Here is a 13,577-nt window from a genome sequence, read left to right as displayed (position 1 = left end):
TTATCCCATTAGTTTTATAAGAATTTACAATATATGCAAATTCTTCATAATGTATATGCAAAATTTACATAGAATTAATATAAATATTATTAACATATATGTTTATACTTCAAAAATAAAGGAAAAAATATGCAAACAAATTTTATGCATAAAGTAACCAAATTTAGCCTTGTTGCTTCATTATTTATGGCTCTTAGCCTAAACGCAGCTGAGTCTGCAAGAAGCATCACTGATATGCAAGGTGTCAAAGTAAGCGTACCTGAAAAGGTAGAAAAGATCGCTGCGCTTTGGCATGCAAACAACGAGATCATCCTAGCACTTGGTGGTATGGATAAAGTAGTCACAACGACAGATCTTATCAAGAAGAACAAATGGTTTGCCCTTGTCTATCCAAAGGTAAAAGACCTACCAGCTGCGCTAAATGGCAAAGATATTCAAGTAGAAGAGCTAGTTAAGCTAGCACCTGATGTTGTCATAGTTTCTAGCAAAAATTACCAAGAAGAGCTTACTAAAAATGGCTTTAGTGCGGTAAATATGATATATAGAGACTACCCAGATATGGAGAAGAGTATCTACGCAACAGCTGAAGTTATCGGCACTGACAAGGCTAGAGCTTTGGCTGAAAAGCTTTCAAACAAGATCCATGAGAACTCAAAATTTGTAGAAGCCAAAACAAAAAATATCCCAGCTGACAAGCGTCCAAAAGTACTTCACCTTCTTGGTGGCGCAAATTTATTAAAAGTTGATGGTACAAATACTATTCAAAACACTTGGATAAATTTAGCTGGCGGTAAAAACGCAGTATCAAAAGAGGGATCTATGATCGAGCTAACAGCTGAAGAGATCATCAATGCAAACCCAGATATCATCATCGTTGGCGGCAATGACACAGACTCTTTAATTAAAAATGTTAAAGAGCACCCTGCATTTTCAGGCTCAAATGCTGTGAAAAACGGCAAAATTTATGGCAACCCAAAAGGTGTATTTGCTTGGGATAGATATGGCGCTGAGAGCGTGCTTCAAATTTTATGGGCGGCAAAAACTATCCAGCCTGACCTTTTTAAAGACCTAGACATGAAAGCAAAAACAAAAGAGTTTTACAAAGAGTTCTTAGGCCACGAGCTTAGCGACACCGAGTATGGCTACATGCTAAAAGGTCTAAACCCTGACGGCAGCAGCAAATAATATATGAAAAACGCAAATTTTTCATTAGTTGCTATATTTTTAGCCCTGCTCACCATTGTTTGCGCCTTTGTAGCCCTTGGTATTGGTAGATTTTACATACCATTTAGCGATGTCTTTAACGTGCTTGCTCACGGCTTTGGCTTTGGCGATGGCGCAGCTAGCAACATCACAAATGTGATCGAAAATTTACGCATCCCTCGTATCATTGCAGCTATCCTTGTTGGAGCCGCTCTTAGCGTGAGCGGTGCTGCCTATCAAGGCGTCTTTAAAAACCAGCTAGTAAGCCCAGATCTACTTGGTGTTTCTGCAGGTGCCTGCGTGGGAGCAGCAACTGCTATCATCTTTGATCTATCGCTATTTTGGGTGCAGGCTTTTGCATTTGGCTTTGGCCTAGCAGCTGTTGCTATCACTCTAGCCATACCAAAGATGATGGGGCGCACGAGCACGCTTATGCTAGTTCTTTCTGGTATCATCGTAAGTGGCCTAATGGGCTCAATAATCGGCTTTTTAAAATATGTCGCTGATCCTGAAACAAAGCTACCTGACATTGTTTATTGGCAGCTTGGTAGCCTTGCTAAGCTTGATAGCGATAACTTAATATACGTAGCTCCAGTGATGATCATCTGCGCCATTTTGCTAATAGCCATGAGCTGGCGTATAAATTTGCTATCTCTTGGCGATGAAAGCGCAGCTAGACTTGGCGTAAACGTAGCTTTTGAACGCGCTATTGTCATTATCTGCGCTACGCTTCTTACAGCATGCAGCGTCTGCATAAGCGGAATAGTCGCTTGGGTAGGGCTCCTCATGCCACACCTAGCGCGCATGCTAGTTGGTGCAAATAACATAAAAAGCATGCCAGCAAGCATATTTATGGGTGCGATATTTTTGCTATTTGTGGACACCTTGGCTCGTAGCATAAGCGTGAGCGAAGTGCCTCTTGGCGTACTTACTGGCTTTATCGGCACGGTATTTTTCGTCTGGGTTTTATGGCGAAATAAAAAGGTTGCGTGATGCTTGAAGTTAGAAATTTAAACTTTAGCTACCCAAATGGGGCTGGCAAACTAGAAAATGTAAATTTAAAGATAGGTGCAGGTGAAATTTTAACCATACTTGGGCGAAACGGAGCTGGTAAATCAACAACCCTTGGGCTGATAAGTGGCTCACTAAAGCCAGTATCTGGAGAAATTTTTCTCGATGGCAAAAACGTAGAGAGCCTAAGTAATAAAGACCGAGCAAAAATAATGGCATATGTGGCTCAAAGCGAGGTTACCGAGTATGAATACACCGGACTTGAGTTCATCACGATGGGACGCGCGGCACACCTTGGCATCTTTGCAAGACCTAGCAAAGAGGACGAAGAAATCGCTAAAATTTACACCAAAAAGCTTGAGATCGAGCACCTTGAAGAGAAATTTATCACTCAAATGAGTGGCGGTCAAAAGCAGATGTGTATGATCGCTCGTGCAATGGCTGCGCAACCAAAGATGATCATATTTGACGAGCCAACGAGCGCGCTTGATTACGGCAACCAGTATAAATTTTTACGCACACTCAAGTGGCTAAAAGAGCTTGGCTACTCAGTCGTGCTAACCACTCACAACCCTGATTTTGCCGTGCTTCTTGGTGGATATGTCGCACTTGTAAAAGGTGATGGAAATGTTGAGTTTGGCTCAGTCAGCGAGATTATTAAAAGTGAAAATTTAAGTAAACTTTATGGACTCGATCTAAATGTCAGCTACATCGACAAAGTACAAAGAGAGTGTTGTTTAACATATCCTCTTTAAATTTATACTCTCAAAAGAGAAATTCTTTTAAGGGCGCTTTTTGTATTATTTTTCTTATTTAATACTGCCTTTGGAGTAAAAATGAAAAAAGTAGTTTTGATTTTATTTTTTGCATTGATAGCAAATGCGGCGGATAAATTTGACTGTTCTAAACGCTACTGCAAAGAGATGAAAAGTTGCGAAGAAGCATATCACTATCTAAGAAAATGCGGACGCAGTGGGTTTGATCGTGATCGTGACGGCATACCATGCGAGAATGTATGCAAAGAGCGAAGAGTAGAAAAATAATTTTATAAATTTTAAAAAGCTTAGCCTTGCCACTCACTTCAAATTCGATAAATTATAAAAAATTTAAACAATCCAAAAGAGCCGGTAAAAGAAAATCAAAAATTTAGATTAAGCTAAAAGCAACTAGGTATTATTTTTAGCAAGTGCCGCTACTCTAGCCTTTGCAGCCTGCGTGATATCATCCTCGTAGTCATAGAAGTTGAAGGTCGCTCCGTGCTGAAAAAAGCCATTTAGTATATCGCCGCTTTGGCGGTTTTTAAGATCAAGCTCGGCCACCTTAAAGCCGTCATTTGTCGCGCAAAATTCTTTTAGTCTAGCTGGCGCCTCTTTTAGCTTGGTAAATAAAAAGCAGTATCCATCGCCGCCGTTTCGCCCTACTCTGCCGCGCAGCTGATGAAGCGTGGCAAGGCCTAGCCGCTCAGCACCAACAATGACGATAGTAGTTAGCCTTGGCAGTGAAATCCCGACCTCAACAACGGTAGTTGAGAGCAAAATTTCGCCCTCTTCTCTAAACCGCCTTAAAATTTCCTCTTTCTCTTTATCCTTGCCATGTGTGACGAAGACATTTTTGAAATTCTTTAGCCAAAAGCCCTGTGCCTCATTTAGGCTTTGATAGTTTGAGCTCTCACTGCTCTCAACTAACGGATAGATGATGGCTATTTGAAAGCCACCTTCAAGCTGCTTTTTTATGTGAGTTAGCAAAAAGCCAAACTCGCTAGCGCCTAAAATTTGGCTCGTTATATTTTTCTTAAACGGCATCTGCTTTAAAAAACTAAAATTTACGATCTCAGACTGGATTAAACTTAGCGTCCTTGGTATCGGTGTAGCCGAAAACTGCACAAAATTTGCTCGCTCATCCTCGTTTGAGGCCAGCTCCTCTATCTTTTTTCGCTGATTTGAGCCAAAGCGGTGCTGCTCATCGACCATGACTAGCGGCGAGTTAGGTAGCTCATGAAAAAGCAGCGCATGCGTGCCAATAATCAAATTTGCCCCACCAAAGTCTATCTTTTTCTCCCCGCTTCGCACCAGCATCACGTTCATAAAAGGCGGCAGCAGTCTCTTTGCTTCGTTATAAATTTGCTCGCTTAAGATGCTTGTTGGCGCCATCAAAATGGCACTTTGCGGATAGACGCTAAGCGCAGCTGCTAGGATAACAAGCGTCTTGCCACTTCCCACGTCGCCCATTATAACGCGCCTTTTTGCCTGCACGGCGCTAAGGTCATCTCTTATATCATTTATCGCGTTTAGCTGGTCGTTTGTCGGCGTAAATGGCAAGCTTTTAAGCCAAGAGCTTATATCAAAAAGCTTGATTTTTGGGCTTTTAAAGTAGGTTTTTTTCGCACTTAGCTTTTTTATGTAGTTAAAAATTTCCACAAATTTTAAAATGTACGCACCCTCATTGTCATTTTTCAGGTGGCATAAAATTTGTACGCTTTGCTCATCTAGCCTTTGTAAGTTGGCTAGAAATTTAGCCTCTCGCTCATGTAAACCCTCAGCTAATAAATTTTGTAAATTTATATATTTTAAAACAAGTTTTTTGACTTCTTCATCTTTTAGCTCAGTCTTAAATTTAGGCACGATCTGGCCTATTTTTGTGGTGATTTTTGGATTTACGATCTGCCACGAGCCAAAGGCGTAGGAGCAAAGCCCATATATCGCCATCTCTTTGCCAACCTTAAAAGCGCCGTAGTGCCAAGACTTTGCGTTAAAAATGACGATCTTTACGCTACTTTGCCACTGCTCGCAAAAGGCAAGCGCTGTTAGCATGCCAGGGCGCGAGGCGAGCGAAGTGATCTTTATATTTATGCAGACCTGCCCTTCTCTTGGGCTCTTAGCGATCGTCGTATCCTCAAAGCCCTTTGGTAGCACAAGAGCAAGGTCAAGCAGGCTAAGCACGCCTATTTTTAGAAGTTTTGCCCTGTCGCTTGCTTCAAATTTCATTTTTTAGGACGCAAAAACTTAGCTCGTTTATCTCTGCGTGGGCTTTTATAAAGCTATTTAGCTCACTTAGCGAAAGGGCTGAAATTTTATCCAGATCCTTTAAAAATGCCCCAAGCTCGCCATGCTCATAAAACTCGCCTTGCGCGATATCAAGGCGTTTAAATAGCGTCTCTAGCCTAAGCGGTAACGAACCAAGTAAAAATTTCTTCGCCTGCTCAAGCTCGGCCTTGCTAACGCCTTTTTTACTAAATTTTAAAATCTCCTCTTTTATAACAGTAATCGCCTCATCTTTTTTCTCATTTTTTGTCTGCATGTAGCCGTAGAGCTGGCTATAAGAGAGATTTAACAAATTTCTAGCATAAGCGCTATAAGCAAGCCCTCTTTTTACGCGGATCTCCTCCATGAGCCTCGAGCCAAAGCCACCCTCGCCCAGGATAAATGTCGCCACTGCAGCTTTGTATTTTTCCTCAGGCTTTACGTTAAATGGCGCGCCAAAGTAGATGTATGCCTGCTCGCTTTGCCTGATGATCTCGCTGGTTTCGCACTTGTCACTTGGGCTAAAGCGCTCTAGCTTTCGCACCTTACCAGGTTTTAAAATTTCTAAAACGCTAGCAAGCTCTTTTGTCTGCTTCTCATCGATGTCGCCGCCTAGCACGCAAAGCAAATTTGAAAGGTCTAAGTGCTCGTTTAAAAATTTTCTCACATCTTCAAGCGTTATAGCTTTAATGCTCTTTTTCGTGCCGATACTTGGCTGGGCAAGCACGCTTTTTGGATACAAAAGCTCAAAGAGCCCCTGCCTTGTCACGTAGTCAAAGTCGTTTTCATTTGCTGCGATCTCGCCAAGTGTGACGGTTTTGCACCTATTTAGGATCTCATCTGTCAAATTTGGAGCGAGTAGGAGCTCTTTTAGCTTGCCGCACGCAAAGGTAAAATGCTCTTTTAGGCAGTTTAGATCGATGCAAAATGTCTCAAAGCCACAGCTTGCATTTAGACTAATCGCCCTTACCTCAAGCTCTTTGGCAAATTTAGCCGATCCTAGCTTTATATCGCCCTCGTTTAGTAAATTTGCGCTTAATCTTGCAAGGCCTGCCTTTTTGCCATTTTGAGAGCTACCAGCTGCTTTGAAAACAAGTCTGAGGCTCACTACTGGCATCGCCTTTGAGTTTTCAAAAACGACTGGAATTTTTATATTTTTTACATTGATATCTAAAATTTTCATCTAAAATTTCTCCAAAATATCATAGTTTGTGTTGCGCTTAGCTGGAATTTCTCCGACATCTTTTATAAGCTCGATCATCTGGTCTTGATTCATTCTAAAGCTTGCCCCTGCGGCCTTTACGACATTTTCTTCCATCATTGTGCTACCAAGGTCGTTTGCGCCAAAAAGAAGCGCTAGTTGTCCTACGTAGCTGCCCTGCGTGACCCAGCTGCTTTGGATATTTTTAAAGTTATCCAAAAAGAGCCTTGAGACGGCAAGAAGCCTTAGATATACGTTTGAGCTTTGCTTTTTGATCTCTGGAAATTCTTGCATGAGCTTTGTATTTAGCCCCTGAAAACTCCAAAGTATAAACGCCCTAAACCCAGCCGTTTCATCTTGTAAATTTCTGATATGCTCCCAGTGCTCCACGATCTCACGAGTGCTCTCAACTGTGCCAAACATCATCGTCGCAGTCGTTTTCATGCCAAGCTCGTGCGCCTCTTTGTGTATACGAAGCCAGTCTGCGGTGTCGCATTTTTTTGGGGCGATGATGTCACGAACGCGGTCGCTTAAAATTTCCGCTCCAGCACCTGGCATCGAGTATAGGCCCTTTTCGTTTAGGCGTCTTAGCACCTCTTCTGTGGAAATTTTTGAAACTCTTGCGATATAGTCGATCTCAACTGCCGAAAAACCATGTATCGTGATGCTTGGATAGTGTTTGCTTATGTAGTCCACAAGCTCCTCGTACCACTCGATCTTTAGCTTTGGATGAACGCCACCTTGAAATAAAATTTGCGTGCCGCCGATGGCGATTAGCTCCTCGATCTTTTTGCCAATTTCTTCAAAACTTAGTACATAAGCGTCTTCTTCTTTTGCATGGCGGTAAAATGCGCAAAATTTACAATCCACCCAGCAGACATTTGTGTAGTTAATGTTGCGATCTACGATGAAGGTTGTGATGCCCTCTGGATGAAGCTCTTTTTTTCTAGCTAATGCCATCTTGCCAAGCTCGTAAAGCGGTGCATTTTCTATAAGATCGATGGCCTCATTTACACTAAGTCTTTTCAAATTTAACCTTTTATTTTGCTTATTTTTGGGCGAGAGTTTAGCCAAAAATGCTTTTAAATCTGATAAATCATGTCGTTACCAAATTTTAATTTTTAAAAGATAGAATAGGAAACTTTTTGAAGGAGTAAATATGAAAAAGATAGTTTTAGCCGTAATTTTCGGCCTATTTTTAGTTGGTTGTGCCAAAAATGAGCCAAAGCCAAACGAAGCTGCACATGCAGAATGTGGCTGCCCTCACCACCAAAACATGGCGACAAAAGATAAGGGAAGTTGCGAACACCACGGTGGCATGCAAAATGGCGGCCATGCACATGACCACCAAATGATGCATAAACATTAATAAAAGTGCCAAAAAGGCACTTTTATTTTAATATCACCTTGTCACCTTTGGTGCCAAGAACCGTCACTTTCTCTCCATTAGCTAAATTTCCGTCGTATTTCCAAAGAGTGCCTTTGAAATAGACCATATTTTCTCTGATCTCGCCAACTCCGGCTTCGTCTAAAAATTCCTCGTTAAAGCTCTCTTTTCTGGACATAAATTTACTCTTTAACGGTGCTTTTAAAAGCACAAGGAGCATGATCGCAATCGCTGCTGTAATTAAAATTTGATAGCTCCAAGCAAAACTAAAACCAAAATTTATAGCTCCAACTACTATAAAAGCTATGCCAAAAAATAGCAAATAAAATGAAAAAAAGATAAACTCGGTGATGCACAAAACCACACCGATTGCTATCATTATAAAAGGGCTGATCACGCCTTATCCTTAGCTAGGAAATTTTTCAAAACGCTAAGGGAGCCAATAAGCTCGGCCGCCTCATAAGGAACTAAAATTTTATCTTTTGAGCTGTTTTTAGCTAGCTCGCTAAATGCCCCGACTCTATCACGAGCGAGCAAAAATTCAGCCGCATTTGCGTTTTTGCTCATACTATCATTTATCATATCCATAGCCTCTTTTTGAGCCGTTGCGATAGCGATTTGTTCGTATTTTTTCGCATCAGCCATACGCTCTATAGCCTCTGCTTGAAGTACTTTTTCTTGTTTTAACGCTTCGGCGTTGCGTATTAAAGCCTCTTTTTCAGCCAAGGCTTTTAGCTCGATCGCACGTTTTTCACGCTCGGCTTTCATCTGCATATTCATCGCCTCTTCAATGCCAAGTGGGACAGAGATTTCAGAAATTTCTACGCGCATGATCTTTACGCCCCAGTTGCCAGCAGCGTCGCCAAGAGCCACTTGAAGTGCGGCATTTAGGCGGTCACGTGAGCTTAGCGTATCGTCAAGATTCATCGCGCCTATCTCGCCACGAAGCGTAGTCATGGCTAAATTTGCTATGGCACGCTTGTAGTTATCGACATTATAAACCGCCATTTTTGCATCAAAGACCTTTAAAAAGACGATACCATCGACGCTTATATTAACGTTATCTTTTGTGATGACTTGCTGTTTTGTGATGTCTACAAGCTGCTCTTTTACGGTGATTATCGCTCTTATTTGATCGACAAATGGGATAATTATGTGAAATCCGCCGTCAAGCACTTTATGGAATTTACCAAGTCGCTCGATGAGTAGATTATCAGCTTGTGAGACGATCTTGATGCCAGCCTTTAAAAACAAGAACGCAAAGATAACCAGAACTACGACTAAAACGCCAAATGCTTCGATTTGCATTTTTACTCCTTTAATTTATAATTTGTTATTTTCTCAAGTATTATAATACATTTTAAATTTTATTTTCAAAAAGGATTAGCATGAAAAATTTTATATTTGCACTAAGTGCGGCTCTACTTTTGGCAGGTTGTGCCTCATCTAGCCAAAACGCAAACGTCCCACAAGGCAAATGTGAAGTAAAAGGTAGCTGCATGGCTCCAGTAAGCAGCATCGAGGGCACTTACAAGGCATTTTTACCTTGCGCTAGCTGCATGGGCATAGACTCAACCCTTATACTAAAAAAGGACGGCACATTTGAAAGTGTGATGAACTACAAGTCAAAAGACAACTACAAAGCCGTTAGTAAAGGCAAATACTCAATCGAAAATGGCGTGATAACAACGATTGATGAGTATAAAGAAAAGAGCTTTTATAAAATAGAAGGCGAGAACCTAAAAATGCTAGATATGGATCAAAAAGAGGTTACTGGCGAGCTAAAAGATAAATACATCTTTAAACGCGTAAAATAAATTTTAAAGGCAAAATGATATAATTTTGCAATTTTTAAGGAGTTGCAAATGAAATATCTTTTTGCCATACTTATCTCATTTTTCATCCTTGGCTGCGCAAAAAATGAAAATTTAGAGCCAAAACAAAACACACAAAATACAGCAAAAGAAGATAAACCGCTAGTTCAGGCAAATACACCCAAAAAGCCAGAAAAGCTAATGCTTCCAAACTCAATTTATAGTAGTTTTCACACTATTTTGCCTTGCCCAAACTGTGAGGGCATAAAAACTATCATTACGCTAAATAAAGATAAAACCTACACAAAAACAATGCTTACTATGGATAAAGAAGCAAGCTTGGTTGAAAAAAATGGCACATTTGATGTTGATGATAGTGCTATCATTTTAAAAGATGAAAATGGCAATCTTAGCTACTTTGCGCCAGATAAAAACTCACTTCTTCAACTTGATGACAAGAAAAATAAGCGAGTTGGTGTGCTAGCTCAAATTTATAATTTCGAGCCGGTAAACAAAGCTTACAAAGATAGTTTTTTTGCTAAATTTTATAAATTTAAAAACAAAGATAACTTTTTAGATATCGTAATCGTGCCAAGTAAAAATGGTGCTAAAATAAGTTTTTATTCATCATTAAAAAATGGCTCGCCACTTTGCGAGTTTAGCTCTGAGCTACTTTACGACAAAGGAATTTTTTACCTTTTAGATGAAAAAGGCATTGCTCTAAGCATACACAGAATAAATAATGCAATTTTTCTAGTAGCAAATGACAAAATTTGTAAAAATGCTCACATAAGCGGACGATATAAAAAAGATAAAGATCAAAAAAATCTCTTTGGCAAAGGCTTTTTTGCAGAGCTGACAAACGAATCAGCAAATAGAGATGTGATAAAAATTTATGGCTCAAAAAACATAAAACGAGATAACACAAAAAAAGAAAACAGCTACATCGTAACAAGTAAAAATGAAAGAATTTTTGAATACACCTTACTAAATGGCATTATCACAAGCATTGAAATTTATTCAAATGAGTTTAAAACTCTAGAAAATATCAGCCTTAAATCAAATTTCAAAGATATAAAAAACTCTCTTGTTATTTCTAAATTTAGTAGCGACAAAAACAATATCTATCTAAAAATAGATAGTCACGATATGTTAATCACACTAAAAAATTCACTTGCCAAAGAGATAACAAGCCTAAACGATATCCCAGATGAAACAAAGATAGAGCAAATAATGCTAATGTGGAATCAATAAGTTGAAAGAATATCTTAAACTTTTAAAAGAAGAGAAAAATTTTCGCTTCTTAAGCATCATTCAGCTTATATGCTATTTTGGCGTATGGTTTTCGCACACAGGTATTTTTACCCTTCTTATCAAGCTTAACGCTCCTGTTTGGGCGATCACATTAAGTGCAGCGATGGCATTTATCCCGGGTGTTGTCATAGCTCCGTTTAGTGGAATTTTAGTTGATAAATTTAGCCCAAAACCAATGCTTGTCATCATGATGGCAGTTGAGACGATAAGCGTTTTCATGCTTCTTTTTATAGACTCACTTGATTTTTTATGGCTACTTTTACTCATCATTTTTGTTAGAAATGGCACTGGCGGAATGTATTTTCAAGTAGAGATGAGCGTGCTACCAAAAATTTTAAGCAAAGAAAATCTCAAACTCGCAAACGAGATCCACTCTATCATCTGGGCGGTCTCATACACTGCTGGCATGGGGCTAGCGGGAGTTTATATACACTTCTTTGGGATAAAAAGCGCCTTTTTGCTTGATGGCATACTATACATTCTTAGCTTTGGATTTTTATATTTTTTAAATTTGCAAGGTCTAAAGCCAGAATTTATAGAAAAACCACTAAAAATGCTAAAAAATGGACTTGTGTATTTAAAAGAAAATAGACTCATCGTGCATCTTATATTTTTGCACGCCTTTGTTGGCATTACCGCTTATGACGCATTGATCGCACTTTTGGCTGATTACAAATATGCAAATTTACTCTCGACATCATTAATTATAGGACTATTAAATACCTCAAGATCCATTTCACTTATGTTTGCTCCAGCCATACTTAGTAAATTTATAAATAAAAATACGCTTATTTTCGTATATATCGGCCAGGGTCTTGGTATCATCATATGGGCTTTGTCGCTTTGGAATTTTTATCTATCGCTTATTGGCATTATCTTTGCTGGATTTTGCACATCAAGTCTTTGGAGTTACACCTATACAATGCTTCAGCAAAACTGTAAAAAAGAATTTTATGGCCGAGTGATTGCATATAACGATATGGTTTTTCTTGGCTTTAGCGCTCTCATTTCATTTGTCATTGGACTGCTTTATGATATTGGACTTAGCGTTGAGATGATTGCGAGTTTTATGGGAAGCCTCTTTTTTGTAGGGGCTTTTTACTATCACATCGTATTAAAAAGCTACAAAATAAGGTGATTGATTTTAAATTAAGTCGCCCAAGTTAAAAGGCGACTTGGCAAATTTTTATTTTTTTAGATAGTAGGTAGTTCCATTTGAAAAGCGCTTTTCATAAGCTGGAGTGTAAGGCACAAGATCGGCGTGCCCAGCATAAAGCCTACCATCTGGCTTAAGCAATTTATGAAGCCTCTCAACACATTTTAATCTAAAATCATCATCAAAATAGATCATCATATTTCTTGAAAGCACGATATCAAATTTTCCTAGATTAAAAATAGCATCATCAAAAACATTTAAAATTTTAAACTCACACCTTGGTAAATTTTCTTTTTTTATCTTAAATTTATCATCGACTTTTGTAAAAAATCTCTCTTTTTGAAAATCGCTTAATCTATGCAAGCTCCTCTCACTAAAAATACCATTTTGACAGCTTGCTATGGCTTCTGAGTTTATGTCTATACCTACGATTGAAATTTCATGCTGTTTAAATCCCATCTCATAAGCAAGCATTGCAAGCGAATATGACTCATCTCCAGTGGAGCAAGGAGCACACAAAATTCTAGCTCCTCCAAGCTCCTTTGCGTAATAGATCACATCTTTAAGTTGAGGTAACTCTCTATAAAAATAAGTCTCATTTACAGTTACTAGATTTAAAATGTCTTGTCGCAAGCTTGAGTTATATCTTATCATTGAAACAAGATCTTTAAAGCTTTTTATCTGGCGATCTCTAATAAAAATGGTAATTCGTTGCAATGTAATATCTCTTTTTGGCTCCAGATCAACTCCGCAAAGAGTTTTGATAACGTTCATAAATTCATTAAAACTATCCATATCTTGTGAAGTATTTGTTTGCATTGTTTTTATATCTTTTGCGTCATTAGTTAATAGCATTTAAAAAATCCTCCAGCTCTTTTTTTATCATAGTTAGATTTAATGATTTTAAGCTTTGATTTAGCTCTTTTGCACGTTTTGGCATACCATAAACTATCGCGCTCTCTTCATTTTCAGCTATACACTTTGCTCCAGCCTTATAAAGCTTATCAAGCCCAGATGCACCATCATCTCCGATGCCAGTTAGCAAGATAGCTAAGACATTTGCGCTCTTGCAAATTCCAACTCCAGATTTAAACAACACATCAACATTTGGCGTATATATGGTCTTTTCTTCTGTATTTGGCTTTGCACTGATTGGTAAATTTGGCGACACCACTACATTTTGTTCACAGACATATACGGTATTTTCTTTTAAAATTTTCCTCTCATTTAAAATTTCAACATCCAAGCCACACTCTTTTCCGATTTGCATAGCAAAAGAGTTTATAAACATTTTATTCATGTGCTGGGCTATCACGATGATAGCTCCATTTAGTTTTACGTTTTTTAATAACTTTTTTAAATGCCCAGGCCCGCCAGTAGACGCCCCTATTAATATTAATTTTTGTGCCACAAATAGCCTTTAAAATTTTAATTTAATATTTAGCTTACGCCACTTTTTTGTATATCGTCA

The 13,577-nt window shown here is 38.9% G+C and carries 15 protein-coding genes; 8 read left to right on the top strand and 7 right to left on the bottom strand.

Annotated features, from left to right (window positions below):
- The first annotated feature begins 129 nt into the window (after positions 1–129).
- The 4 genes from F3G75_RS04845 to F3G75_RS04830 all read left to right on the top strand — a co-directional run bounded on the left by F3G75_RS04845 (position 130) and on the right by F3G75_RS04830 (position 3,257).
- Positions 130–1,185 carry an ABC transporter substrate-binding protein gene (locus F3G75_RS04845; protein WP_149716761.1) on the top strand — a complete coding sequence of 352 codons (1,056 nt, stop codon included), beginning with the start codon at positions 130–132 and terminating at the stop codon, positions 1,183–1,185.
- A 3-nt stretch (positions 1,186–1,188) separates the two neighbouring features.
- Positions 1,189–2,196: a FecCD family ABC transporter permease gene (locus F3G75_RS04840; protein ID WP_149716760.1), complete on the top strand. Its 1,008-nt coding sequence runs from the start codon at positions 1,189–1,191 to the stop codon at positions 2,194–2,196.
- Positions 2,196–2,969, top strand: coding sequence for an ABC transporter ATP-binding protein (locus F3G75_RS04835; RefSeq protein WP_149716759.1), 774 nt, complete (start codon positions 2,196–2,198; stop codon positions 2,967–2,969). The genes F3G75_RS04840 and F3G75_RS04835 overlap by 1 nt, the downstream gene beginning before the upstream one ends.
- Before the next feature lie 81 nt (positions 2,970–3,050).
- Complete coding sequence (locus tag F3G75_RS04830) at positions 3,051–3,257, top strand: excalibur calcium-binding domain-containing protein (RefSeq protein WP_103628107.1); 207 nt, start codon at positions 3,051–3,053, stop codon at positions 3,255–3,257.
- A 123-nt stretch (positions 3,258–3,380) separates the two neighbouring features.
- Here the strand turns inward: F3G75_RS04830 and recG are convergent, their stop codons facing one another.
- From recG to F3G75_RS04815, 3 genes are read right to left on the bottom strand one after another with little or no spacing between them, the layout of a single operon-like run.
- The gene (gene recG / locus F3G75_RS04825) at positions 3,381–5,198 is read right to left on the bottom strand and encodes an ATP-dependent DNA helicase RecG (RefSeq protein ID WP_149716758.1); all 1,818 of its coding nucleotides are present in this window, start codon (positions 5,196–5,198) and stop codon (positions 3,381–3,383) included.
- Positions 5,188–6,417, bottom strand: a complete 1,230-nt coding sequence (locus tag F3G75_RS04820; RefSeq protein ID WP_149716757.1) for a M16 family metallopeptidase — start codon at positions 6,415–6,417, stop codon at positions 5,188–5,190. The genes recG and F3G75_RS04820 overlap by 11 nt, the downstream gene beginning before the upstream one ends.
- Positions 6,418–7,464, bottom strand: a complete 1,047-nt coding sequence (locus F3G75_RS04815) for a dehypoxanthine futalosine cyclase (RefSeq protein ID WP_149716756.1) — start codon at positions 7,462–7,464, stop codon at positions 6,418–6,420.
- A 130-nt stretch (positions 7,465–7,594) separates the two neighbouring features.
- On the opposite strand from F3G75_RS04815, the gene F3G75_RS04810 reads away from it, so the two are divergent.
- Positions 7,595–7,804: a hypothetical protein gene (locus F3G75_RS04810; RefSeq protein WP_149716755.1), complete on the top strand. Its 210-nt coding sequence runs from the start codon at positions 7,595–7,597 to the stop codon at positions 7,802–7,804.
- A 22-nt stretch (positions 7,805–7,826) separates the two neighbouring features.
- Here the strand turns inward: F3G75_RS04810 and F3G75_RS04805 are convergent, their stop codons facing one another.
- The gene (locus F3G75_RS04805) at positions 7,827–8,219 is read right to left on the bottom strand and encodes an NfeD family protein (protein WP_149716754.1); all 393 of its coding nucleotides are present in this window, start codon (positions 8,217–8,219) and stop codon (positions 7,827–7,829) included.
- Positions 8,216–9,130 carry an SPFH domain-containing protein gene (locus F3G75_RS04800; protein ID WP_103600497.1) on the bottom strand — a complete coding sequence of 305 codons (915 nt, stop codon included), beginning with the start codon at positions 9,128–9,130 and terminating at the stop codon, positions 8,216–8,218. The genes F3G75_RS04805 and F3G75_RS04800 overlap by 4 nt, the downstream gene beginning before the upstream one ends.
- Before the next feature lie 80 nt (positions 9,131–9,210).
- Here F3G75_RS04800 and F3G75_RS04795 point away from each other — a divergent pair, with 80 nt between their 5' ends.
- Genes F3G75_RS04795 through F3G75_RS04785 form a run of 3 tightly spaced genes read left to right on the top strand, consistent with a single transcriptional unit; the run spans position 9,211 to position 12,088 of the window.
- Positions 9,211–9,639: a copper resistance protein NlpE gene (locus tag F3G75_RS04795; protein WP_103628113.1), complete on the top strand. Its 429-nt coding sequence runs from the start codon at positions 9,211–9,213 to the stop codon at positions 9,637–9,639.
- Positions 9,640–9,687: 48 nt separating this feature from the next.
- Positions 9,688–10,890 (top strand): copper resistance protein NlpE, encoded by a 1,203-nt coding sequence (locus F3G75_RS04790; RefSeq protein ID WP_149716753.1) that lies wholly within the window; start codon positions 9,688–9,690, stop codon positions 10,888–10,890.
- 1 nt (position 10,891) lies between these two features.
- A complete protein-coding gene (locus tag F3G75_RS04785; RefSeq protein WP_149716752.1) occupies positions 10,892–12,088 on the top strand; it encodes an MFS transporter in 1,197 nt (398 codons plus the stop codon).
- Positions 12,089–12,136: 48 nt separating this feature from the next.
- Here the strand turns inward: F3G75_RS04785 and F3G75_RS04780 are convergent, their stop codons facing one another.
- Together F3G75_RS04780 and F3G75_RS04775 are read right to left on the bottom strand one after the other, a co-directional pair.
- Positions 12,137–12,961: a CheR family methyltransferase gene (locus F3G75_RS04780; protein ID WP_149716751.1), complete on the bottom strand. Its 825-nt coding sequence runs from the start codon at positions 12,959–12,961 to the stop codon at positions 12,137–12,139.
- Positions 12,948–13,517, bottom strand: a complete 570-nt coding sequence (locus tag F3G75_RS04775; RefSeq protein WP_021090732.1) for a CheB methylesterase domain-containing protein — start codon at positions 13,515–13,517, stop codon at positions 12,948–12,950. Before F3G75_RS04775 ends, F3G75_RS04780 begins: the two co-directional genes overlap by 14 nt.
- Positions 13,518–13,577: the final 60 nt, after the last annotated feature.

Source organism: Campylobacter concisus, assembly GCF_902460705.1.
Lineage (GTDB): Bacteria > Campylobacterota > Campylobacteria > Campylobacterales > Campylobacteraceae > Campylobacter_A > Campylobacter_A concisus_Z.
This window is presented reverse-complemented; position numbering and strand designations above follow the sequence as displayed.

Coding starts and splice junctions, on each gene's coding strand:
- F3G75_RS04845 (WP_149716761.1), top strand. CDS start 130: ATGCAAACAAATTTTATGCATAAAGTAACCAAATTTAGCCTTGTTGCT.
- F3G75_RS04840 (WP_149716760.1), top strand. CDS start 1,189: ATGAAAAACGCAAATTTTTCATTAGTTGCTATATTTTTAGCCCTGCTC.
- F3G75_RS04835 (WP_149716759.1), top strand. CDS start 2,196: ATGCTTGAAGTTAGAAATTTAAACTTTAGCTACCCAAATGGGGCTGGC.
- F3G75_RS04830 (WP_103628107.1), top strand. CDS start 3,051: ATGAAAAAAGTAGTTTTGATTTTATTTTTTGCATTGATAGCAAATGCG.
- recG (WP_149716758.1), bottom strand. CDS start 5,198: ATGAAATTTGAAGCAAGCGACAGGGCAAAACTTCTAAAAATAGGCGTG.
- F3G75_RS04820 (WP_149716757.1), bottom strand. CDS start 6,417: ATGAAAATTTTAGATATCAATGTAAAAAATATAAAAATTCCAGTCGTT.
- F3G75_RS04810 (WP_149716755.1), top strand. CDS start 7,595: ATGAAAAAGATAGTTTTAGCCGTAATTTTCGGCCTATTTTTAGTTGGT.
- F3G75_RS04800 (WP_103600497.1), bottom strand. CDS start 9,130: ATGCAAATCGAAGCATTTGGCGTTTTAGTCGTAGTTCTGGTTATCTTT.
- F3G75_RS04795 (WP_103628113.1), top strand. CDS start 9,211: ATGAAAAATTTTATATTTGCACTAAGTGCGGCTCTACTTTTGGCAGGT.
- F3G75_RS04790 (WP_149716753.1), top strand. CDS start 9,688: ATGAAATATCTTTTTGCCATACTTATCTCATTTTTCATCCTTGGCTGC.
- F3G75_RS04780 (WP_149716751.1), bottom strand. CDS start 12,961: ATGCTATTAACTAATGACGCAAAAGATATAAAAACAATGCAAACAAAT.